The organism is Pseudovibrio sp. Alg231-02, assembly GCF_900143565.1.
GTDB lineage: Bacteria > Pseudomonadota > Alphaproteobacteria > Rhizobiales > Stappiaceae > Pseudovibrio.
On record NZ_FREX01000018.1, the window covers coordinates 27,192 to 49,467 of the forward strand.

The 22,276-nt window shown below is 51.1% G+C and carries 21 protein-coding genes; 9 read left to right on the forward strand and 12 right to left on the reverse strand.

Going from position 1 to position 22,276, the window contains the following annotated elements:
- The first annotated feature begins 218 nt into the window (after positions 1-218).
- Positions 219-872 carry a fructose-6-phosphate aldolase gene (gene fsa, locus DHN43_RS26185; RefSeq protein ID WP_057462970.1) on the forward strand — a complete coding sequence of 218 codons (654 nt, stop codon included), beginning with the start codon at positions 219-221 and terminating at the stop codon, positions 870-872.
- Positions 873-933: 61 nt separating this feature from the next.
- On the opposite strand, the gene DHN43_RS26190 is transcribed toward fsa, so the two are convergent.
- A complete protein-coding gene (locus tag DHN43_RS26190) occupies positions 934-1,530 on the reverse strand; it encodes a transglutaminase domain-containing protein (protein WP_108820611.1) in 597 nt (198 codons plus the stop codon).
- A gap of 356 nt (positions 1,531-1,886) precedes the next feature.
- On the opposite strand from DHN43_RS26190, the gene DHN43_RS26195 reads away from it, so the two are divergent.
- From DHN43_RS26195 to DHN43_RS26220, 6 genes are all read left to right on the forward strand, one after another.
- Positions 1,887-2,621 carry an endonuclease gene (locus tag DHN43_RS26195; RefSeq protein ID WP_108820612.1) on the forward strand — a complete coding sequence of 245 codons (735 nt, stop codon included), beginning with the start codon at positions 1,887-1,889 and terminating at the stop codon, positions 2,619-2,621.
- 90 nt (positions 2,622-2,711) lie between these two features.
- Positions 2,712-3,797 carry a phospholipase D-like domain-containing protein gene (locus tag DHN43_RS26200; RefSeq protein ID WP_108820613.1) on the forward strand — a complete coding sequence of 362 codons (1,086 nt, stop codon included), beginning with the start codon at positions 2,712-2,714 and terminating at the stop codon, positions 3,795-3,797.
- 81 nt (positions 3,798-3,878) lie between these two features.
- A complete protein-coding gene (locus DHN43_RS26205) occupies positions 3,879-4,838 on the forward strand; it encodes a tyrosine recombinase XerC (RefSeq protein ID WP_108820614.1) in 960 nt (319 codons plus the stop codon).
- Positions 4,839-5,072: 234 nt separating this feature from the next.
- Positions 5,073-5,885 (forward strand): hydroxyethylthiazole kinase, encoded by an 813-nt coding sequence (gene thiM / locus DHN43_RS26210; RefSeq protein WP_108820615.1) that lies wholly within the window; start codon positions 5,073-5,075, stop codon positions 5,883-5,885.
- Positions 5,869-6,510, forward strand: coding sequence for a thiamine phosphate synthase (gene thiE, locus DHN43_RS26215; RefSeq protein ID WP_108820616.1), 642 nt, complete (start codon positions 5,869-5,871; stop codon positions 6,508-6,510). Before thiM ends, thiE begins: the two co-directional genes overlap by 17 nt.
- 79 nt (positions 6,511-6,589) lie before the next feature.
- Positions 6,590-7,021 carry a hypothetical protein gene (locus DHN43_RS26220; RefSeq protein ID WP_108820617.1) on the forward strand — a complete coding sequence of 144 codons (432 nt, stop codon included), beginning with the start codon at positions 6,590-6,592 and terminating at the stop codon, positions 7,019-7,021.
- 57 nt (positions 7,022-7,078) lie between these two features.
- Here the strand turns inward: DHN43_RS26220 and lpdA are convergent, their stop codons facing one another.
- The 9 genes from lpdA to DHN43_RS26265 form a co-directional block, all read right to left on the reverse strand.
- Complete coding sequence (lpdA, locus tag DHN43_RS26225; RefSeq protein WP_063294244.1) at positions 7,079-8,482, reverse strand: dihydrolipoyl dehydrogenase; 1,404 nt, start codon at positions 8,480-8,482, stop codon at positions 7,079-7,081.
- A gap of 101 nt (positions 8,483-8,583) precedes the next feature.
- On the reverse strand, positions 8,584-10,089 hold the full coding sequence (gene odhB, locus DHN43_RS26230) for a 2-oxoglutarate dehydrogenase complex dihydrolipoyllysine-residue succinyltransferase (protein WP_108820618.1): 1,506 nt from the start codon (positions 10,087-10,089) through the stop codon (positions 8,584-8,586).
- A gap of 66 nt (positions 10,090-10,155) precedes the next feature.
- Positions 10,156-13,125: a 2-oxoglutarate dehydrogenase E1 component gene (locus tag DHN43_RS26235; protein WP_108820619.1), complete on the reverse strand. Its 2,970-nt coding sequence runs from the start codon at positions 13,123-13,125 to the stop codon at positions 10,156-10,158.
- Between the two features lie 183 nt (positions 13,126-13,308).
- Entirely contained in the window at positions 13,309-14,232 is a 924-nt protein-coding gene (gene sucD / locus DHN43_RS26240) for a succinate--CoA ligase subunit alpha (protein ID WP_057462981.1), read from the reverse strand.
- Positions 14,232-15,431 carry an ADP-forming succinate--CoA ligase subunit beta gene (gene sucC, locus DHN43_RS26245; protein WP_057462982.1) on the reverse strand — a complete coding sequence of 400 codons (1,200 nt, stop codon included), beginning with the start codon at positions 15,429-15,431 and terminating at the stop codon, positions 14,232-14,234. The genes sucD and sucC overlap by 1 nt, the downstream gene beginning before the upstream one ends.
- A gap of 93 nt (positions 15,432-15,524) precedes the next feature.
- Positions 15,525-16,487, reverse strand: a complete 963-nt coding sequence (mdh, locus tag DHN43_RS26250; protein WP_057462983.1) for a malate dehydrogenase — start codon at positions 16,485-16,487, stop codon at positions 15,525-15,527.
- Positions 16,488-16,675: 188 nt separating this feature from the next.
- Complete coding sequence (gene zapE, locus DHN43_RS26255; RefSeq protein ID WP_108820620.1) at positions 16,676-17,833, reverse strand: cell division protein ZapE; 1,158 nt, start codon at positions 17,831-17,833, stop codon at positions 16,676-16,678.
- Between the two features lie 234 nt (positions 17,834-18,067).
- Positions 18,068-18,607, reverse strand: coding sequence for an AprI/Inh family metalloprotease inhibitor (locus tag DHN43_RS26260; protein WP_057462985.1), 540 nt, complete (start codon positions 18,605-18,607; stop codon positions 18,068-18,070).
- 188 nt (positions 18,608-18,795) lie between these two features.
- Positions 18,796-19,254, reverse strand: a complete 459-nt coding sequence (locus DHN43_RS26265) for an arsenate-mycothiol transferase ArsC (protein ID WP_108820621.1) — start codon at positions 19,252-19,254, stop codon at positions 18,796-18,798.
- A gap of 262 nt (positions 19,255-19,516) precedes the next feature.
- Between DHN43_RS26265 and DHN43_RS26270 the strand changes: the two genes are divergently transcribed.
- Positions 19,517-19,894 (forward strand): MAPEG family protein, encoded by a 378-nt coding sequence (locus tag DHN43_RS26270; RefSeq protein ID WP_057462987.1) that lies wholly within the window; start codon positions 19,517-19,519, stop codon positions 19,892-19,894.
- Between the two features lie 142 nt (positions 19,895-20,036).
- Here DHN43_RS26270 and DHN43_RS26275 read toward each other — a convergent pair whose 3' ends face one another.
- Both DHN43_RS26275 and DHN43_RS26280 read right to left on the reverse strand, forming a co-directional pair.
- A complete protein-coding gene (locus DHN43_RS26275; RefSeq protein ID WP_208986389.1) occupies positions 20,037-20,861 on the reverse strand; it encodes a DNA polymerase beta superfamily protein in 825 nt (274 codons plus the stop codon).
- A gap of 138 nt (positions 20,862-20,999) precedes the next feature.
- Positions 21,000-21,353 carry a carboxymuconolactone decarboxylase family protein gene (locus DHN43_RS26280; protein WP_057462989.1) on the reverse strand — a complete coding sequence of 118 codons (354 nt, stop codon included), beginning with the start codon at positions 21,351-21,353 and terminating at the stop codon, positions 21,000-21,002.
- Between the two features lie 209 nt (positions 21,354-21,562).
- Between DHN43_RS26280 and DHN43_RS26285 the strand changes: the two genes are divergently transcribed.
- Positions 21,563-22,162, forward strand: coding sequence for a TetR/AcrR family transcriptional regulator (locus DHN43_RS26285; protein ID WP_063294250.1), 600 nt, complete (start codon positions 21,563-21,565; stop codon positions 22,160-22,162).
- The last annotated feature ends 114 nt before the right edge of the window (positions 22,163-22,276 follow it).

A 22,276-nucleotide genomic window follows, 5' to 3' on the forward strand; every position in this document is an offset into this window, starting at 1 on the left:
TCAGTTTGCTGACTCACGAAACTCCATTCCCTGTTGAGCACTTGCTGGTTTTGCCGCGCATTCTTATCCTAAAACCGAAATCCAGTTTTCGGGAATACGCTTTAGCGGGTTTTACTCTTGTTGTTTCTATACACTCTGGGCTAAACACATACCGGAATTCCCCCCTAGGCCTCCGGTACCCTACGAGAGGCTACTAAGAAATCAGGAGCCTTTCCGGCATGAAATTCTTCGTTGATACTGCTGACACCAACGACATTAAAGAGCTGGCTGCAACCGGTCTTCTCGATGGTGTTACCACTAACCCATCTCTTATCATGAAATCTGGCCGTCCAATGAAAGAAGTCATCGCAGAGATCTGCGAGCTTGTGGATGGTCCTGTTTCTGCTGAAGTTGTTGCAACTGACGCTGAAGGCATGCTGAAAGAAGCTGAAGAGCTGATCGCAATTGCAGACAACATCTGCATCAAGCTGCCTTTGACATTGGAAGGCCTGAAGGCTTGCCGCGTTCTGGCGAACAAAGGCGTGCAGACCAACGTGACCCTTTGCTTCTCTGCAAACCAGGCTCTTCTGGCTGCAAAAGCTGGCGCGACCTTCATCTCTCCATTCATCGGCCGTCTGGACGACATCAACATTGAAGGCCTGGACCTGATTGCTGAAATCCGTCAGATCTATGATAACTACGGCTTCACCACCGAAATTCTTGCAGCTTCTATCCGTAGCGCAAACCACGTAAAAGACTGCGCTCTTATCGGCGCTGATGTTGCAACTATCCCACCTTCAACACTGAAGGGCCTCGTGAAGCACCCACTGACCGACAAAGGTCTGGAAGCATTCATGAAGGACTGGGCAGCAACCGGTCAGAGCATCGTTTAAGCTCTTTGTTTTTTCGCATATCGCGATGATATTAAGCGCGGACCTTTGGGTCCGCGTTTTTTTATGGGCTCGACTTTGCGTTCTCTGAAATCCACTCAGTCACAAGCTGGAAATATTTCCCGCGCAATTCTTGCTGGTCTTGTGAGAGGCTCGCAACAAGGCGGGTCTTCAAATCAATTATGTTTTCTGTAACGGGATATTCTTGCTCTGCGACTGCAGCAAGCTTGGTATGGGTAGAGCCATCCCAATCATGATTCACTCTAAAGCCGAAGTTCATGAGTGCGTCGTGCCAAGTCGCATCCAAATTCAACCATGTTTCCTGTTCGAAAACTCGCAGGTAATGATGAAAATCCGGGACCCGTTCATGCGTCGCAATTGCTTTAAGCTCTTCCGGGAAGCTTTCATCTATAGGCGTGCTTTCATTAAAGTATGTAAACATCGTGACGATCTCCGCCCGATATCCAGCCTCTCGGAGCAGGTCTCTCAACAAAATGTGCTTCCCCGAGCAGGACCCTAAATTGCTTGTGTAGACAATCCTCGGGTCACGGTTCCCCGTCGATCCATATGGGATGTTTCGCACGTGGTGATAAATCTGCGGAAGCGTCAACAAGCTGTTCTTTGAAATTACCCTCTGCAAAAATTCATTGTATTTCGTCACTTAGCTCTCACTGCTCCCTATTCAAAATGAGAAGCAGGTAGTATTTCCCGAAAGTGCCCTCAAACAAAGCCTCTTAGCGCTTTTTTTGTTTGCCTGTGTTTTCCCCTCCCCTCATCACTCTTGGCAAGGTTCACACCCATTCATTCGGTCAAAGTGGAACGGCACAAACCAGTATCCACCGCGTCAAACAGTGTTGGCAGGGGTTTCTTAACTCTCCCTCGCCAGTTTCTGATGGTGATCTTGAATATGTCGCGTGCATTTCATTCACGCGCCTCATTCAAGATCTTTATTAATGCGTATCCTCACCTGAAAACCGGAGACCACTTTTCAGGGATACGCTTGCGAAAGACTTCTTCATGCGTAACCTCATCGTATTCTCTGCTGCCCTTTTGGCTTGCATCTGGACAACTGCAGCCTTTTCTGCACCGCCAACCAGCTTCTCTCAGGCCAAGCGTCTGTTGGAGAAGCATATTTATCCATCAGAAGAGTATCGCGAGACTTTCTATTGTGGTTGCACCTACAATGGAAAGAAGCAGGTTGATGCGGACAGTTGCGGGTATACCCCGCGCAAAAACGCCAAGCGCGGCAAGCGGATTGAATGGGAGCACATTGTTCCGGCATCCCGTTTTGGCAAAACACGCGCCTGTTGGAGTGAAGGTGACCCCGCCTGTACCACGAAGAAGGGCAAATCCTATAAGGGCCGCCGGTGCTGCTCTAAAGTTGATGCAGATTTCAAGCGCATGGAAGCTGATCTCCATAACCTCGTTCCAGCCGTTGGTGAGTTAAACGGGGACCGCTCCAATTATCGCATGGCCGTTATCACCGGCGAAGACCGGACTTATGGCGCTTGTGATTTTGAGATTGATAGCAGCCGGAAAGTTGCCGAGCCAATGGCAGAGACCCGTGGTGATATTGCGCGGATCTATCTGTACATGCAGACCACCTATGGCATGCCTTTGACAGAGACTGAGGTCGAGATGTTCAACCAGTGGATGGCAGAGGATCCGGTCTCTGAAGAAGAGCAGCTGCGTGATGCGCGCATCCTGGAAATTCAGGGTAACACCAATCCACTCATCTCAGTTGGTTTCTAACCAGGTCCTCTTTTCGCTTCCTACCGTCATAATTGTGTACCGACACATCATCTACCCTAGGGTAAGGTGCTATGACGGTGGGAGGGTACAATGGCAGTTGAAACTGAGAATCTGAAATTCCTTGTTGGTCCGAAGACAGTCCTCGATCATTTACCGGATAATCCGCTGGATGATCTTGAGGGCGAGATTATCGGGTTTATTGATGCTGCAGAGCGCTCGCTCGACATAGCAATTCAAGAAATAGACAATAAACGCATAACCAACGCACTTATCAACGCAAAGCGGCGCGGGGTGCGGGTGCGAGTGGTATCCGAGGCAGATTACCTGAGCGTTGATGAGCCAGCAGACGACCCGCACTCAAGCGATCCTCGTGTTGAGAACGAGGTGAACCGGCAACTTCATGCGGCGTTGCTGCGCTCTAAAGTGTGGGTTCGGACTGACTTTAACCCACGGATATTCCATCAGAAATTCATCATTCGCGATGGCAGTGCTGTTCTGACCGGCTCCACAAACTTCACTGAAACCGGCACACATCGCAACCTGAACCATCTTCTCATCATCAAGAATGAGAAGGTTGCCGATATCTTTGAACGGGAATTCAGGGAGATTAAACGCGGGCGATTTGGCCGATACAGCGTTGATGAGAACGAAGCCGAGAACACACCGAGAGAAGTGATTGTTGACGACATCCGCGTGAAAGTTTGCTTTGCACCAGACCACGCACCAGAGATGGAAGTCACCAAACAGATGACAAAAGCTAAGGAACGGGTGGACTTTGCTATCTTCACCTTCTCCAAAAGCTCCGGCATTGATGATGCCATGTTGCTGCTGATGGAGGCCGGGCGAAAGGTGCGTGGTGCGCTTGATGCCCGGCAAGGCGGACAGGACTGGGCAGCCACTCAGCCTTTAGCAGAAGCTGGCGCTGATTTGCATTTCGTTCGCGGTTCAAGCCGAATTGGTAAGCTTCATCATAAGCTTATGGTGATTGATGATAGCATTATGATTGTCGGCAGCTTCAATTACACAGGACCAGCGAACCGGTTTAATGACGAGAACATCGTCGTTCTGGGGGATTCTGTGGTGCCAACCGAGAACCAGAAACGGTTTGCGATGGCAGCACGGCAAGAGATTGACCGGATCATCAGTGATCATGGGCAGCCAATCGTCATCAACTAAATTTGCGCAGGCCTTTCGTAAAGGCGTGTATGTTTATCTTTTGGTAACCATTCAGCCAGATTTGGCGCTTACACTTTGCGAATGGCAAATTCCCTTGATAGCGGCGAAGACTTACTCATCATCTGCAAACCAGATGTTACCGCAGCGATTGAAGACTGGATTGATCATCTGGGCTCTGAACGGCGACTGGCTGAACGGACACTGGAAGCGTATGAGCGCGATACCCGTCAGTTCCTGCGCTTCATGACCAGTTATGAAGGTGAACCGGTTGCCCTGCGGCATCTGGAGTCTTTGAAACCAAAGGACTTTCGCGCATTTCTGGCGACGCGTCGGAGGGATGGCGCGCAGACGCGGACGCTTGCCCGCGGGCTGGCGGGCATCCGCTCCTTCCTCTCGTTTCTGGAGGAGCGCGGTGAGGTGAATGCGGCTGGTGCTGCAGCTGTTCGTACGCCGAGACTTCCCCGCAGCCTGCCCAAGCCTATCCCCGTTGAGGAAGCCAAAGCGATTGTCAGCAACGATCTCGCTTTTGAGGACACTCCCTGGGTTGAATCCCGCAACGCAGCGGTGTTCACACTGCTCTACGGTTGCGGTCTCCGTATCTCTGAAGCGCTGTCTCTGACATCGGCCTCAGCACCGAAGGAGGGGGATAAGTCGCTGAAGATTCGCGGTAAAGGCAACAAAGAACGGCTTGTTCCGGTTCTGCCAGTGGTAATAGAAGCTATTGAGGCCTACAAAAAGCAGTGTCCTTACGATCTGTCGGGCAGCTCACCGCTGTTTCGCGGCGTTCGCGGCGGTCCGTTGAATGCGCGCATGATCCAGCTGGCCATGCAAAAAATCCGCAGTGCTCTTGGGCTGCCAGATACCGCAACCCCTCACGCTTTACGACATTCGTTTGCGACTCATTTGCTGTCTGAAGGCGGGGATTTGAGGAGCATTCAGGAGCTACTGGGCCACGCAAGCCTTTCTACCACACAGATTTATACGGAAGTGAACAGTGCACAGCTGTTGGACGCTTATGACAAGGCACACCCGCGTCGTTGATAGGTTGTCCCCCTCCCTCACATCACCTTGATCTCCCTTAGCAGATCCCCTAGGTTCGTCGATGTGAAACGGGGTGCCCGACACGTGTGTTGTGGCTGAGATCATACTCGAAGAACCTGCTCTGGATAATTCCAGCGAAGGGAGCACTCACGCCGTATTGGGGGATAGATTGTCTGGCAGTTTGCCAAGTCCCTGATACCAGCTCTCTTTCGCACAACAAGACCGAGGATAAAAATGGGTCGTGTCGAAAGCGCTTGCGCAACTCTTTCCGCAATTCGTGAAAACAGTCCACTCGTCCATAACATGACGAACATCGTGGTGGCGAACACCACAGCCAACGCCCTGCTGGCCATTGGCGCCTCCCCTGCCATGGTGGATGGCCCGGAAGAAGCCCCTGAACTTGCAAGTGTTGCAGGTGCATTAGTGGTCAACGTTGGCACGGTTACCCCAGCTCAGGCAGAGGCGATGAAGCTGGCAACTGCTGCTGCCCACAAAGCTGGTCGCCCTTGGGTACTGGACCCGGTGGCTGTTGGAGCGCTGACCTTCCGCACCAAGCTTGCTGGTGAATTGCTGGAGAACAAGCCGAGCGTCATTCGTGGCAATGCCTCTGAAATCATGGCACTTGCTGGTCAGGGTGCAGGTGGAAAAGGCGTTGATAGCACGGATAGCTCTCAGGCTGCACTGGCAGGAGCGAAAGAACTGGCGAAGCAGACAGGCGCTGTTGTTGTCGTCTCTGGTCCGGTTGATTTTATCACTGATGGTGCGCGCACTGCTGAAGTCGCCAACGGGGATAAGATGATGCCTTATGTGACTGGTCTTGGCTGCACGGCAACAGCTTTGACTGGCGCAACACTGGCTGTTTGCGATGACCCGTTTGATGCTGCTGTTGATGCAATGGTCTTTCTCGGGGTTGTTGGTGAGATTGCTGCAAAAAATTCAGCAGGACCAGCAAGCTTGCAGCTGGATATCATTAACGGCCTCTATCAGCTGAACAGCGATATCCTCAACGCAACAGCACGGGTTAAAATGCATGAAACCGTTGCTTGATCTTTCCGTTTATCTGGTACTGGGGCCGCAAGACTGCCCCGGTCAGGACCCCGTCGACATAGCAATCGCAGCCGCACAAAACGGTGCTACTGTTGTGCAGCTTCGTGACAAGACTGGCAGCACGCGCGAGCAAATTGAGCTGGCAGAGCGGTTGATGCAAGCGTTGAAGCCGCTGAATGTGCCGCTAATCATCAATGATCGTGTAGATGTTGCCTTAGCGGTTGATGCGGACGGTGTTCATGTTGGGCAGGATGATATGGATGCCACGAAAGCCCGGGAGCTGATCGGCTCAGATAAGCTGCTAGGTCTTTCGGTCAGCACTCAGGACGAGCTGGATACTGCGGATATTTCTGCCTGTGATTACCTTGGCATAGGCGCCTGTTTCCCGACGAACAGTAAGGATGATGCGGCTGATATGGGCATGGAGAGCTTTGCCGGTTTAACGGCTCAATCTCAGTTGCCTGTGGTTGGAATTGGCGGAATTTCACTTGCTAATGCGGATCAGGTGATCAAAGCTGGAGCTGATGGGATTGCAGTTATTTCAGCAATCTGTGGGGCATCCAGTCCATCCGCAGCTACGCGCAAGCTTCAAGACATCGTCAAAAGCGTAAAAGACCTAGGGTGATAGGATAAAACACGCATTTACTCCTCGCAGAGCCCATCTACATTGATATATGAGAGGACTAGGCGGGGAGCTTTTAGTCATGAAACTTAGACAAACATCATTTTTGTGCATGTTCTTCTGCACGTTTGCTTTTCTTGTTTCAGCAGCTCAAGCGCAAACCGCCTGTGAAGTCCGCAAATCAGAAATGGCGGAGCTGGGGGATTGGGAAAATCCCAAAGCACGTTTGAAAGAGCTCTCTCAGATTGAAGTTGAAGGGCAATGCCTTGACGGCCAACTGATTGTGCGTGCTCGTGCTTTCACCAGCTGCTCTCCTCGCGATTGCAAATGGGGTTGGGCTGCAGGACAGCTTAGCTTTTCTGGCGTACTCACGTTCCGGTTTGGTGGTTTCTTCAAAGCCCAGTATATTGAGCTGCGGCCAATGGGTGAGCGCATTCAGGCATATGTCCGCACCGAAAACCACGATCCAACGATTCCCAATAAGACCCGCAGCTACATCCTTGTTCGCCAGTAGCAAAAAAAGCCGCCTCAGTTTCCTGAAGCGGCTCTTTCTTAATCCAGAAATTCCAGATTACATATGAATTGGCTTGGCGAATGTTGCCATAGCGGCTTCTTTCACTGCTTCGGACATGGTTGGGTGCGCGTGACAGGTGCGACCCAGATCCTCAGAGGATCCGCCAAATTCCATCAGAACGCATGCTTCGTGGATCATCTCGCCAGCACCGAAGCCAACGATATGAACACCGAGCACACGATCTGTTTCAGCGTCAGCCAGAACTTTCACGAAACCGTCGGTGTGCAGCATTGCTTTTGCACGACCGTTTGCGGAAAACGGGAACTTGCCGGACTTGAATTTGATGCCAGCAGCTTTCAGCTCTTCTTCAGTTTTGCCGACGCTGGCCACTTCAGGAGAGGTGTAAACAACGCCAGGAATGACGTCATAGTTTACGTGACCAGCCTGACCTGAGAGCATTTCTGCAACTGCAACGCCTTCGTCTTCAGCTTTGTGCGCAAGCATTGGGCCTGCAATCACATCACCGATAGCAAAGATACCGTCAACATTGGTTTTGTAGTGATTGTCTGTCTTCACGCGGCCACGCTCGTCCAGCTCAACACCTGCTTCAGCCAGACCAAGACCTTCCGTATATGGACGGCGACCGATCGCGACGAGAACCACGTCCGCATCCAGAGTTGCGGCGGCGGCTTCACCAGCTGCTGGCTCAACGGTCACTTCCAGAGCACGGCCTTTTTTCTGAACCGCAGTTACCTTGGAGGACAGCTTGAACTTGAGGCCTTGCTTTTTCAGCATGCGCAGGAACTGCTTGGAAACGTCTGCATCCATTGGGCCAAGGATCTTGTCCATGAACTCAACAACGGTCACTTCAGCACCAAGACGGGCATAGACGGAACCAAGCTCAAGACCAATAACGCCAGCGCCGACAACAGTCATACGGTTCGGCACTTTATCCAGAGACAGGGCGCCAGTTGAAGAGACGACAGTTTTCTCATCGATCTCGATACCTGGCAGAGGCATCACGTCAGAACCTGTTGCGATAACAATGTTCTTGGTTTCCACGATGGAAGTTGAGCCGTCTTCAGCTTTTACTTCTACGCGACCAGCACCCAGCACGCGGCCAGTACCAAAGTGAACGTCGATCTTGTTCTTTTTGAAGAGGTAATCGATACCGGTCACATTGCCGTCGATCACTTTATCTTTGTGCGCCAGCATTGCCTTCCAGTCCACTTTTGGCTTGGAAGTTTTGATGCCAAGGGCTTCAAAGCTGTGGTTTGCTTCCTCGAACATTTCAGAGGCATGCAGCAGAGCTTTGGATGGAATACAACCGATGTTCAGGCAGGTACCACCATGGGTCTTACGCTTCTCAACCACAGCAACTTTCATGCCGAGCTGAGCTGCCTTGATTGCACAAACATAACCGCCTGGGCCGGTACCGATGACGACGAGATCGTAGGACATTTGCAAATCCCTGTAAGTAGACGGGAGAAGGCTGCAACGAAGAGAAGTGCGCCAATTTCCCTTAAAACAAATGTGCCCGGCCAGTGCCGGGCACGTTTATATCAGAGGTCCAAAATCAGACGCTGTGGATCTTCAAGGCTCTCTTTAACACGAACCAGGAAGGTCACTGCCTCTTTGCCGTCAACGATACGGTGATCGTAAGACAGAGCCAGATACATCATCGGACGGATTTCTACCTGACCGTTGATCGCAACCGGACGCTCCTGAATTTTATGCATGCCGAGGATACCGGACTGCGGTGCATTCAGGATTGGAGAGGACATCAGGGAACCGTAGACGCCACCATTGGAAACGGTGAAGGTACCACCCTGCATGTCTGCCATGGAGAGCTTGCCATCACGGCCTTTACGACCGAGGTTGCCGATTTCTTTTTCGATTTCAGCAATAGACATCTGGTCTGCATCACGAACAACAGGAACCACGAGCCCTTTAGGCGTGCCAACAGCAACACCGATGTGAGCGTAGTTTTTGTAGATGATGTCAGTGCCATCGATCTCAGCGTTTACAGCCGGGATTTCTTTAAGAGCATGGGTAATTGCTTTGGTGAAGAAACCCATGAAGCCAAGCTTTACGCCGTGCTTCTTCTCAAAGATATCTTTGTACTGCTTGCGCAGGTCCATGATCGGCTTCATGTCCACTTCGTTGTAAGTGGTCAGCATAGCCGCAGTGTTCTGCGCATCTTTCAAGCGGCGCGCAATTGTCTGGCGCAGCTTGGTCATGCGAACACGCTCTTCACGCACTTCGTCAGTCGGAGCTGAAACGGCGCGCACTGCAACAGGAGCCGGAGCAGCTGCCGGAGCAGCCGAAACGCCAGCAGCAACAGCTGCGAGAACGTCACCTTTAAGAACCTGACCGCGCTTGCCGGAGCCTGCAACCTGATCAGCAGAGAGGCCTTTTTCAGCCATCATCTTTGCTGCAGAAGGTGCTGCTGGCATGCTTGTGCCAGAAACGGTTGGTGCAGGAGCGGCAGCTGCCGGAGCAGCAGCAACAGCTGCGCCGTCGCCTTTTGCGATTTTGCAGAGCAGGTTACCCGGCTCAACAGTTGCGCCAGTTGCCTGAGCGATTTCAACCACGGTACCAGCAACTGGGCTAGGTACTTCCTGAGCAGCTTTGTCTGTTTCCAGCTCAACGAGGATATCGTCAGCCTTTACAACGTCACCAACTTTAACTGACCATTCGCCAACTTCAGCTTCGGTAACGCTTTCACCAGCGTGTGGTACCAGAACTTCAACTGTTTCAGCAGCTGCAGCAGGCGCAGCTTTAGCAGCCGGTGCAGCTTCGGCAGCAGGAGCGGACACAGCACCAGCTGCGCCCTCTGCGATGGAACCTAGAAGGGCGCCAACTTCAACAGTATCGCCTTCTTTCACATCAATGCTGTCCAGTTTACCGGCTACAGGCGCAGGTACTTCAACAGTTACCTTGTCTGTTTCCAGCTCAACCAGTGGCTCATCTGCATTCACCGCATCGCCCGGTTTTTTGAACCATTGAGCGATTGTTGCCTCGGTTACGGATTCACCCAGAGTGGGTACTCGAATTTCCGTCGCCATTGTCTCTATCTCTTTTCGTTTCAGGGCCCCTGAAAGGCCTGTCGGACTTACCTGATTACGAGGTACTTACTCGGCGAATGCATCGTCGAGGAAAGCTTGTAGCTGAGCCAAGTGCTTTGACATCAAGCCGGTTGCTGTTGCAGCAGCTGGTGGACGGCCAACGTAACGCGGGCGATGCACTTTTGCATTCACATGCTCCAGAACCCATTCAATGTACTGTTGAATGAAGAACCATGAGCCCATGTTCTTTGGCTCTTCCTGACACCAGACTACGTCTGCATTCTTGAAGCGGCCCATCTCTACGCACAAGGACTTGGTCGGGAACGGGTAGAGCTGCTCAACACGGAGGATGTAAACATCATTGATGTTACGTTTCTCACGCTCTTCGAGCAGGTCATAGTAGACCTTACCTGTACACAGGATCACGCGACGGATGTCTTCATCCTTCTTCAGCTCAACAGTTGAACCCGGGTTCGTCTGAGCATCATCGTGAAGGAGACGGTGGAAGCTTTCGTCTGCGCCGAAGTCTTCCAGTTTGGAAACTGCACGCTTGTGGCGGAGCAGAGACTTTGGCGTCATCAGAACGAGTGGCTTACGAATGTCACGCTTCAACTGACGGCGAAGGATGTGGAAGTAGTTAGCCGGTGTCGAACAGTTGGCTACCTGCATGTTGTCTTCCGCGCACATCTGCAAGAAACGCTCAAGGCGTGCTGAGGAGTGCTCAGGACCCTGACCTTCGTAGCCATGCGGCAGCAAGCAGACCAGACCGGACATACGCAGCCATTTACGCTCACCAGAGGAGATGAACTGGTCGAACAGTACCTGCGCACCGTTTGCGAAGTCACCGAACTGTGCTTCCCACATGGTCAGCGCATTTGGTTCTGTCAGCGAGTAACCGTATTCAAAGCCCAACACTGCTTCTTCAGAAAGCATTGAGTTGATGACTTCGTAACGGCCCTGCTTTTCACCAACATGGTTCAGCGGGATGTAACGGCCTTCGTCTTCCTGATCATAAAGAACGGAGTGACGTTGAGAGAAGGTACCGCGCTCACAGTCCTGACCGGACAAGCGAACGGAATGGCCTTCTTTCAGCAATGCACCGAATGCCATTGCCTCACCCATTGCCCAATCGATACCTTCTCCGGTCTCGATCATTTTGGCACGGTTGTTCATGAAGCGGCGGATCGTGCGGTGTGCATTGAAATCATCAGGAACATTGGTCAGCTTACCGCCAAGTTCCTTGAGTTCATCCATTGGAAGACCGGTAGAACCACGACGCGGCTCGTCAACTTCCTTCGCAACCTTCATCTTAGACCAACGGCCATCAAGCCAGTCGGCTTTGTTTGGCTTGTAGGTTTGGCCTGTTTCGAATTCACGATCCAGATGCGAACGCCAGTCAGCTTTTGCTTTATTAACGTCCTCAGCAGACATCAGACCTTCTTTGACCAGCTTGTCAGCATAGATCTGAAGGGTTGTTTCATGCTTGCGGATCTTGCGGTACATGATTGGCTGCGTAAACGCAGGCTCGTCACCTTCGTTATGGCCGAAGCGGCGATAACAGATGATATCAATCACAACCGGACGTCCGAACTTCTGACGATATTCAGTTGCAATCTTTGCAGCAAAAGTAACAGCTTCCGGATCATCACCATTTGCATGGAAGATCGGCGCTTCGATCACTTTCGCGGCGTCAGAAGGATAAGGTGAAGACCGTGAGAAGCGTGGGTTGGTTGTAAAGCCGATCTGGTTGTTGATGATCACATGGATCGAACCACCAGTGCGGTGACCACGAAGTGCGGACAGACCGAAACATTCAGCAACAACACCCTGACCAGCAAACGCAGCATCGCCATGCAGAAGCAATGGGAGGACGTTACTGCGATCAATTTCCGATGTCTCTTTCCAATCAGAAAGCTGGTCCTGCTTGGCACGAACCTTACCCAGAACAACCGGGTTTACGATCTCAAGGTGAGACGGATTCGCAGTCAAAGACAGGTGAACGTTGTTGTTGTCGAAGGAGCGGTCAGAAGAAGCACCGAGGTGGTACTTCACATCACCGGAGCCTTCCACATCATCAGGAGCGTATGAACCGCCCTTGAACTCATGGAAGATCGCGCGATGTGGCTTGCCCATCACCTGAGACAGAACGTTCAGACGGCCACGGTGTGCCATGCCCAGAACGATGTCTTTAACACCAAGAGCACCACCCCGTTTGATGATCTGCTCCAGCGCCGGGATCAGTGCTTCACCACCGTCCAGACCGAAACGCTTTGTACCGGTGTATTTTACATCAAGGAACTTCTCAAAGCCTTCGGCTTCAACAAGTTTATTGAGGATCGCTTTCTTACCTTCTGGTGTGAAGGCAACATGCTTGTCCGGACCTTCAATGCGCTCCTGGATCCATGCTTTTGCAGCAGGATCAGAGATGTGCATGAACTCAACACCAAGGGTGGAGCAATAGGTCCGTTTCAGAATTTCCAGCATCTCACGGATAGTGGCAAATTCCATACCCAGAACATTGTCCAGGAAGATCTTCCGATCCCAGTCCGCTTCAGAGAAGCCATAGGTCGCGGGATGCAACTCTTCATGGTCACCAGGAACAGCAAGGCGGAGCGGGTCAAGATCAGCATGCAAGTGGCCGCGCATACGGTAAGCACGGATCATCATGATCGCACGAACACTATCGCGAGTTGCCTGCAGCACCTGATCTTCGGTTAGCTCAACACCATTCTTCTTGGCCGTGGACTTGATCTTTTTGCTGACTTCTTTTTCAGCGGGCCAGTCGCCATCAAGAGCTGAAACCAGTTCACCATTTGCTGGAATTGGCCAATCAGAACGCTGCCAGGTTGCTCCGCGAGCTTCCTTGATTACGTCTTCTGGATTGTCCTGAAGCGAAGAAAAGAATTCTTTCCACTCGGGGTCGAGTGAATTCGGGTTTTCCTGATATTGAGCATAAAGCTCTTCAATATAAGGAGCGTTGGCGCCGTAAAGAAACGACGTCAGCGCGAATACGTTGTTCGCGTCCTGCCGAGCCATCGTTTTTAAGCGGACTGTTGATCCGCCCTACTTTCTTTGGGCGGGTGTCACACACCACATACCCTTGGGTCCCGCGACTGACAGCAAGCCTGGGGACTTACTGCCTTCTCAAGACTGTCGATGAAAGTGATTCACCGACAGTCGATTTAGTATGCCTCCTAAATGGTATAGGAGGTGTAATTTTTAAGCACCCTGCTTCAACTCTTCGAGAAGAGCAACAAGGGTCTTGCCAAGCTTAGCTGGGGATGGAGATACACGGATGCCCGCGTCTTCCATTGCAGCAATCTTGTCGTCCGCTCCGCCTTTACCGCCAGAGATCACAGCACCTGCGTGCCCCATGGTACGGCCTGGAGGCGCTGTACGACCAGCAATAAAGCCAACCATTGGCTTAGAACGGCCTTTTGCAGCCTGTTCTTTGAGCCATTCAGCTGCTTCTTCTTCTGCAGAACCACCGATCTCACCGATCATAATGATGGATTCTGTTTCTGGATCATCCAGGAACAGGTCCAGCATATCGATGAACTCAGTGCCCTTTACAGGGTCACCACCGATGCCGACTGCAGTGGACTGGCCGAGGCCTTCCTGCGAAGTCTGGAAGACTGCTTCATAAGTAAGTGTACCTGAACGGGAAACAATACCTACAGAGCCCTTCTGGAAGATGGAGCCTGGCATAATGCCGATCTTACACTGTTCAGGTGTCAGAACGCCTGGGCAGTTTGGACCGAGAAGACGGCTGTCGGATGCGTCGAGGCGAGCTTTAACCTTCACCATGTCTGCAACCGGGATACCCTCAGTGATACAAACGATGAAAGGAATGCCAGCGTCGATAGCTTCGATGATTGCTGCGCCTGCACCTGCTGGTGGGACGTAAACAACAGAAGCGTTTGCACCGGTTGCGTCTTTTGCTTCTTTAACGGAAGCAAAGATTGGCAGTTCAGCAGCTGATTCAAGTCCGGAAGACCAGGTTTCGCCGCCTTTTTTAGGGTGTACGCCAGCAACCATTTGGGTGCCGAAGTATGCCAGTGCCTGCTCAGTGTGGAATGTGCCGGTTTTACCGGTCAGACCCTGAACGATGACTTTGGTGTCTTTGTCGACGAGGATAGACATTATGCGACCTCCTTCACAGCAGCCACGATTTTCTGAGCTGCATCGTCGAGATCGTCAGCAGGAATAACATTCATGCCGCTTTCGCTAATGATCTTTTTGCCAAGCTCAACGTTGGTGCCTTCGAGGCGCACAACGAGAGGAACCTGAAGACCAACTTCTTTAACAGCAGCCAGAACGCCTTCTGCAATCACATCACAGCGCATGATGCCACCGAAGATGTTGACCAGAATGCCCTGAACGTTTGGATCGGACGTGATGATCTTGAACGCAGAGGTTACTTTCTCTTTGGTAGCGCCGCCACCAACATCAAGGAAGTTTGCAGGTTCAGCACCATACAGCTTGATGATGTCCATGGTCGCCATTGCCAGACCAGCACCGTTCACCATGCAGCCGATGTTACCGTCGAGAGCAACGTAAGCGAGGTCGTGCTTGGAAGCTTCGATCTCTTTTTCGTCTTCTTCGGTCTTATCGCGCAGGGCAACAATGTCTTCGTGGCGGAACAGTGCGTTGCCGTCGAAGGATACTTTCGCATCCAGAACGCGCAGGCGACCACTTTCCATAACGATCAATGGGTTGATTTCGAGAAGCGCCATATCCTTTTCTACAAATGCTTTGTAGAGGATTGGGAACAGCTTCATACCATCCGCGCGTGCTTCACCTTCAAGCTTGAGGGTGTCACAAAGAGCAGATGCTTTGTCTTCGGTCACGCCCTGAAGCGGATCGATTGGCAGAGTGAGGATAAGCTCTGGCGTATTGTGCGCAACTTCCTCGATATCCATGCCGCCTTCAGTGGATGCTACGAAAGCAACCTGACCACATGTGCGGTCGACGAGCAAAGAGAGGTACAGTTCGCGGTCAATGTCCGCACCGTCTTCGATGTAAAGACGGTTTACGACTTTACCAGCATCACCGGTCTGTGCAGTCACCAGAGTGTTGCCGAGCATGTCAGCAGCGTGGGACTTTACTTCATCCAAGTTGAATGCAAGACGAACGCCGCCTTTTGCTTCCGGGCCGAGTTCTTTGAACTTACCCTTACCGCGACCACCTGCGTGGATCTGAGACTTCACAACCCACAACGGGCCTGGAAGGCTTTTTGCAGCAGCTTCAGCTTCATCAGCGGAGAAAATTGCAACACCTTCAGCAACAGGTGCGCCGTATTCCTTCAGGACCTGTTTGGCCTGGTATTCATGTATGTTCATCTGCCCTTCCCATTCTAAGGGGCCCTGCCGAAGCAGGGAGCTAGACTGGCAACGCCTAGTGCTGCCAGTCTTTCAGATCATAGCTTGCGTGGCTTATGCCAGAGCAGGCTGGATTTTCTTACAAGCGTCAACAAGGCCGTTTACAGAAGAAACGGATTTGTCGAACATCGCTTTTTCATCGCTATTGAGATCAATTTCAATGATACGTTCGATGCCGTTTTCGCCAATAACAGTTGGCACGCCAAGGTACATGTCTTTCTGACCATACTGGCCGTCAAGGTATGCAGCACATGGAAGAACGCGCTTTTTGTCTTTGAGGTAGCTTTCTGCCATTGCGATAGCAGATGCAGCTGGTGCGTAGAATGCGGAACCAGTTTTCAGAAGACCAACGATTTCTGCGCCACCATCACGGGTGCGCTGAACGATTTCTTCGAGACGCTCTGCAGTGAGCCAGCCCATTTTCACCAGATCGGTGAGTGGAACGCCAGCAACAGTGGAGTAGCGTGTCAGTGGAACCATTGTATCGCCGTGACCGCCAAGAACGAATGCGGTTACGTCTTCTACGGATACTTTGAATTCTTCAGCGAGGAAGTAACGGAAGCGAGCGCTATCCAATACGCCAGCCATGCCAACAACTTTGTTTGCTGGAAGACCGGAGAATTTCTGCAAAGCCCAAACCATCGCGTCGAGCGGGTTGGTGATGCAGATTACGAATGCGTCTGGAGCGTACTTCTTAATACCAGCGCCAACCTGCTCCATAACCTTCAGGTTAATTTCAAGCAGATCATCACGGCTCATGCCAGGTTTACGAGGAACACCTGCAGTCACGATGACGACATCAGAACCAGCGATGCCTTCATAGGTGTTTGTGCCAGATAGACCAGAGTCAAAGCCGTCAACTGGAGAAGATTCTGCCAAGTCCAAAGCTTTGCCCTGAGGCATACCTTCAGCGATGTCGAACAGAACGATATCACCCAGTTCTTTCAGACCAGCGAGGTGTGCAAGTGTGCCACCAATCTGACCGGATCCAATCAAAGCAATCTTGTTGCGCGCCATGAGGAGCTCCCCTTTACGTAACATAGAACCATGATATATGGTGCCTATTTGTCGCAGTGGGTAGCGGTTTTGACGGATGTGCGCAACCCAAATGAAACACACATCCGCGTTATTTTCCGTAAAATGACGTTTTTTTAGCAGTTTGGATAAGCTCTCAATACGTCATTTCTGAATAAATTTAAATTTTTTCAGTTTTCGGTATTATGCTCACGCATCAGGTACTCTTCCGAACGCATTTCGATCAGGCGCGAAGCTGTTCGATCAAACTCAAATGCTTCGGTTCCAGATGAGGCAACATAGAGGTCCTGCGGCTCTGCGCTTGCCTGAATCACGAGATGAACGTGATTGTCGTAAAGCGTATCAATCAGGTTGATGAATCGCTTTGCTTCGTTCCTGCGCGCCTTGTCCAGTACGGGCACACCTTCGAGGAAAACTGTGTTGAAAGCATGTGCAATACGCAGGTAATCAGAGGGCCCTAGCGGGGTGCAGCACAATTCCTGAAATGTGAACCAGGCGATCGCACTACAAGTGCGGCTTACTGGTATTTTCCGGCCTTTGTTCTCTAACTCAACAAGATGGCATTGAAGGCCGTAGGTCATGCTGGCCCAAAGTTTCTCCATCTTCTGGAGGCTCTCAGGACCAAGCGGCTCGAGGTACGTATCTGAGCCGGAGAGCTTCTCAAGGCGGTAATCGGTTGGCGCATCCAAGTGAATGACACTCATTCGCTCATTCAAAGAACGGATAAATGGAAGAATGTGATTTCTATTCAGTCCGTCTTTATAGAGCTCATCCGGCACCACGTTTGAGGTACACACGACGACAACGCCAGCCTCGAACAATTTGCCGAAAAGCCGTCCGAGCAACATAGCATCGGCGATGTCGGTTACAGTGAATTCATCAAAGCACAGGAGACGCGTTGTGCTGATGATCTCCTCAGCAACCGGGATGATCGGATCGCGGTCTTTGATCGTTCCAGCACTGATCTGCTTACGGACCATGAATATGCGATCATGGATCTCCTCCATAAACTCATGGAAGTGAGAACGATGCTTTTTAGGTTCAGGGCTTAGATCGTAGAACAAATCCATGAGCATGGTTTTGCCACGCCCTACAGAACCCCAAACATACAGACCTTTGATGTAGTCGGGCTCTTCTTTGCCTTTTCCGAACAGGCGACCTAACAGCCCCTTTTTCTCTTCTGGCTTCCGCTGCGCCATTTCTGCCGTCAAAGCATCCAGAGACTTTGCCACCTGAATTTGCGCTGGATCGGCTTCCAGGTCGCCCCGCGCGACCATCGCTTCGTAGTGGGCAAGGACGGTTGTTAGGTTAGACGTATTCTCAAGCACGGAGCTCACATTCCTTAAGCTGTATTTCAGAGGGCAAATCACGCCGATCCGATGGGCTATATTTGCCCATGGCATAAAGGAGAGCGCTACCCAGACGCAAGTACAATAGGGTTTATTCGTAAAACCAACGTCTCACATCTGATCAACTTCTGCGGCGCACTTAAGCAAACACAAAAAGCGCTGCACCTGATATTGGCGCAACGCTTCGAAATTTATAGAATCATCAGATGATGATTAGCGGGCGAAGTTGATTGGAGCACCGTTCGCTGTTTGACCAGAGAAGTTGGTTCCAGCACCAGAGAGCGTCGCAACATTTCCGCCGCCAGCGTCTTTCAAGACAACCTGACTGCCATTCAGATTCCATGCAGAGATCTGAGAGAGCGTTGCATCGCTACAGCCGCGTGTGTTCGCACGGTAGCCGCCGCTCCACTTGGTCAGCGTCATGAAGAGCTTACAATTGTCGCCACCTGAAGAAACGCTCCAGCCGCCAAGCAGATCAGTACGGCCCACAGAGCCACCTGTTGCATTGACGTTTGGAGCAGGAGGTGCAGAAACAACCTGCGAATTAGCGTTCGCGTCCTGACCGTCAACCAAGATCTGGCCTTCAGAGCCTGGCTGACCAGGAGTGATCGGCGACAGGGTCTGACCTTCGATTGGTGAGATCGGAGAAGCAGGCAACGGAGAGACATAGCTACGGGTATACGTCGTCCGTTGGCACGCTATTGTGGAAAGTGCAATTACAGAAACAAATGCAATCGTCAAACTACGATTCATAGTGGTGTCATCCCAGCCTTGTGAATTAAGGCGTATTAACCATAAAGACCTTAAGAAACTGCCCCTAAAACAAGGCAGGTGAAAGGTTTACCACTCAAAAAAATGTGAGTTTCCCACTGAAACCCCTATTTCCTAAGGGAAACATGGGAAAATCTGACAACTCTCATAAAGCATTGGGCCAGCCAACCTTAACAAGCAGCACGCCAATTTAGAGAATCACTAGAAAAAACCTTAGAGGAGGTTGCAAGATCTATAGATTCTTTAATTTTGTGGAATGCATCTGTTGCCTCTTTTATGTTTCGTGGAACATCTTCATCTAGACAGATATCCCAGTTCAACTTTACTGGATGACCAGGCCACATTGGTTGCTTGTCAAGAAGCACACTCGTCTGAAGTCTTATTATGTAGTCAGGTTGAGGCGCATGGGGCAGCGAAAAAATCGTCCAGGGCTTCGGATGCAATCCTCCCTCATCCATACCGTTGGCGAAAAGAACTTTCTTGGTGAGCGAAACCATTTCCTCTCGTGGCAAGGGGCCACCAGAGAAGGCACGCAACTCTCCCATGGAAGTATGGTTTAAGTAGGCTTCCGCAGCCAGGCTCAGAAATGAATTATCTACGCAAACAAACAGTACATTTGCCTTAGTCATAGGCACGTCTCCACTGGAGCGCCGGACAATGTCCAATCATTCGGTGTCACTCGATTCCAGCACTTCATAGTGCCCTTTTTCTTCGGATCGATGACAACCAGACGATGCGCTTAAAATAATTGCGATTAGAATTGGAACGAGCGAAGCCAAAGTGCGGAAATATTCGCAATGGAGGCTTCAAACCTAAGTGAACTCAGTTCACTTTGCTTCTTTATGCCTGTATAAAGGCTCCGATTTTTCTGAGTTTATTTGGAGCTGCACAATGTCTTTCCCTTTATGGACCATACTGATTGCCGGCCTGATGCCATGGCTTTCTGTTCTTCCTGCCAAATTTTCCCGCAAGTTCGACAACTCAAACCCAAGAGACCCAGAATATTGGAAAGAAGGATTTCGCTTGCGCGCGCGCTCCGCAGAGATCAACGGCCTCGAAGCTTTCCCTCTTTATGCAGTATCTGTGCTCGTTGCCCTCGCCTATGGCGGTGACCCAGACTGGATTGAAAGACTGTGCGGTTTGTTCATCGCAATGCGCGTGCTGTACGTCGCATGCTATTGGCTTAACCGCGCCACCCTGCGTTCTCTTGTCTGGTTCGTTGGTTTGATTTGCGCTGTTGCGCTGTTCACGTCTCCGGCGTGGTCATAACAGCAAGCGCTGGGGGTCATAATCCCCGCGATTTCAAGGTATTGTGAGAAAGGTAAAGATCTTTCTCACGCAAACTGGCACGGTTCTGCTGTTTCTGCAGGACTACAGGTGAGAGAAGTAAACAGAAGGCCTTGTGAGACCCTTAGTTTTTGGGGATGACCGCCCATTTCAGGAAGAAACGATCAGCTTGGGCAGCCGTTTCCTGAGTAAACTGGCGACGACGGCGGGCCAGCAATGCAGGGCCAGCCTCCAATTCAGCCAGGATCAGATCGTTGATAGCGCCAGCAGGGCGAACGACATCCTTGATCATCCCAGCCTCGCTACGTTCTACCAACTCCTCAATCTCACCACGTAGCACAGGGCGAATAAAGGTCGCCTCGGCAATATCTGAGAGGCGAGAAGGCGGAACACCCTGATAGCGGTTCTGATTGTACCAGCGCAGCACCAGTGATGAGCGGATGAGGTCATACAAGCGTTCAGGTACGATCTCGCCGAGTGATACACCATCAAACCGGTGTTTCTGTCGCTCAATCCGATTGTAATGATAAAGCGCGAAGCGAACCGGGTCACAATGCTCAAGGGCAAAGGAGATCAACGACTTCGGAAATTCGTCATGCCCCGCATATGGATCCTTCAACTGAACCCAATCAAGCGGTTCAGGATTGCCTTTTAACAGCGCAATGAGCGTTTTTTTCAAGTCCCAGCCAGACACATTTGCCGGGACATTCACATCAACGTCTACCGTCTCATCGACCGGAAAAAGGGAAAGGTAGTGTTCAATTGATCGAATGTAGATGAACCGACAATTGGCGTAGTGAGCTTCAGATTTTTTATGAAGATACAGGTGCGAAAGATCGCCCGCGTGCAGAACACGCAGATTTCTTTCGTTTTCCAAATCACGAAAGTTCTTTTCCAGCTCCATAAAAACAGAAGAGCTTTCCGAACCAACCTGTGAAGGTGCACCCACCAATATTGCCTACCTGAAATCTAAGAGGCTTCCCCTCGTTGCACTTACCCTTGAACGCAATTCAGGGCAAGTGCACGCAAGCAGTTTGCTCTCTAAGTTTTAGGAAAACAGAGAGATTGGGTGAAGATACGTCACTTCTTACTTTGCTTCTGAAGACAGAGCATCAAATGCACTGAGCGCTTCTGCTGCGTACATGAGAGAAGGCCCCCCACCCATGTAAACAGCAACACCGAGAGCTTCCATCAACTCTTCGCGGGTTACACCATACTTGATGCAGGCTTTTGCATGGTATCCAAGGCAAGCATCACAGCGTGCAGCAACACCGATGGAGATCGCGATGAGCTCTTTTTGCTTTGGTTCCAGAGCACCGGTTCCAATCGCACTCTTCGCGATCTCACCAAATCCCTTCATCACACCAGGAATACCCGGGCGCAGTTCAGCGATGCGACCATCCGTTTGGGTGAGGAATTCTTGCCAATTTTCTACAGCCATGCTTCGACTCCTTTTATATTAGATATTACTAATACTAATAATTCGCAAAAATCCAACAATGACTAAAATCAAAGAAATTGCGCTTAGCGCATTAATATCATTCGTGTTTTTACATAATTTGTCCGTTAATATGACGCATACGTCATTGCAATCTCTACTCAGCTATGATTACTGAAGGAACTCTCGTTTTTTCATTTTCGGAAATTGATATGTCCATCGCAGAAATCCTGACTGCAAAGGGCCGTGCTGCTGACCTGCTCGCTGCCGCCCGTGATGCATTCCTCACCCAAGGGTACAAGAAAACCTCGGTGAGCGAGATTGCAGATGCCTCAGGTATCTCAATGGCACACATCTATAACTTCTACCCAAGCAAGATAGACCTTGCCTGTGCTGTTGTCGCTGCAGAGGTGGTGAAGCTGGTTGCGCGCCTTGAAACAGCGACTGACCCCAACGCCAGTGCCTCAGCACGTCTGAGCAAGTTTCTCATGATGGAATTTGAAGAGACTTATCGCCTGCTGGCACTCAACAAGGGTCTGGCAGACTGCTTGCAGGTGCTGGAACAGAAGCGCCCGGAAGACTTTGAAGAACTGTTCCGGCTTGTGCGACAACCAATGCACACCATCCTGCATTCTGGCAACCTTGCTGAGGAATTTGACCTGCGAGAAGTCAGTCAGGTGGCAAGACACATTCACGCTGCGACGATGAAGTTCCGCTTTCCTCAACTGCACAGCCACGAACCCTATGAGATACAGCGCAAAGAATGCATTGGCGTTATCAAGCTGGTTCTGCGAGGCGTTGAGCGACGCTAGAGAGTTGCTGACTTTTTTGTAAACCCACCATGAGCTCATTGACGGTTTCGTAGGGATTGCAGATATTTACCCCTTGAAACTAAGAAATCAGCACATCAGCGCTTGTCAATTTCA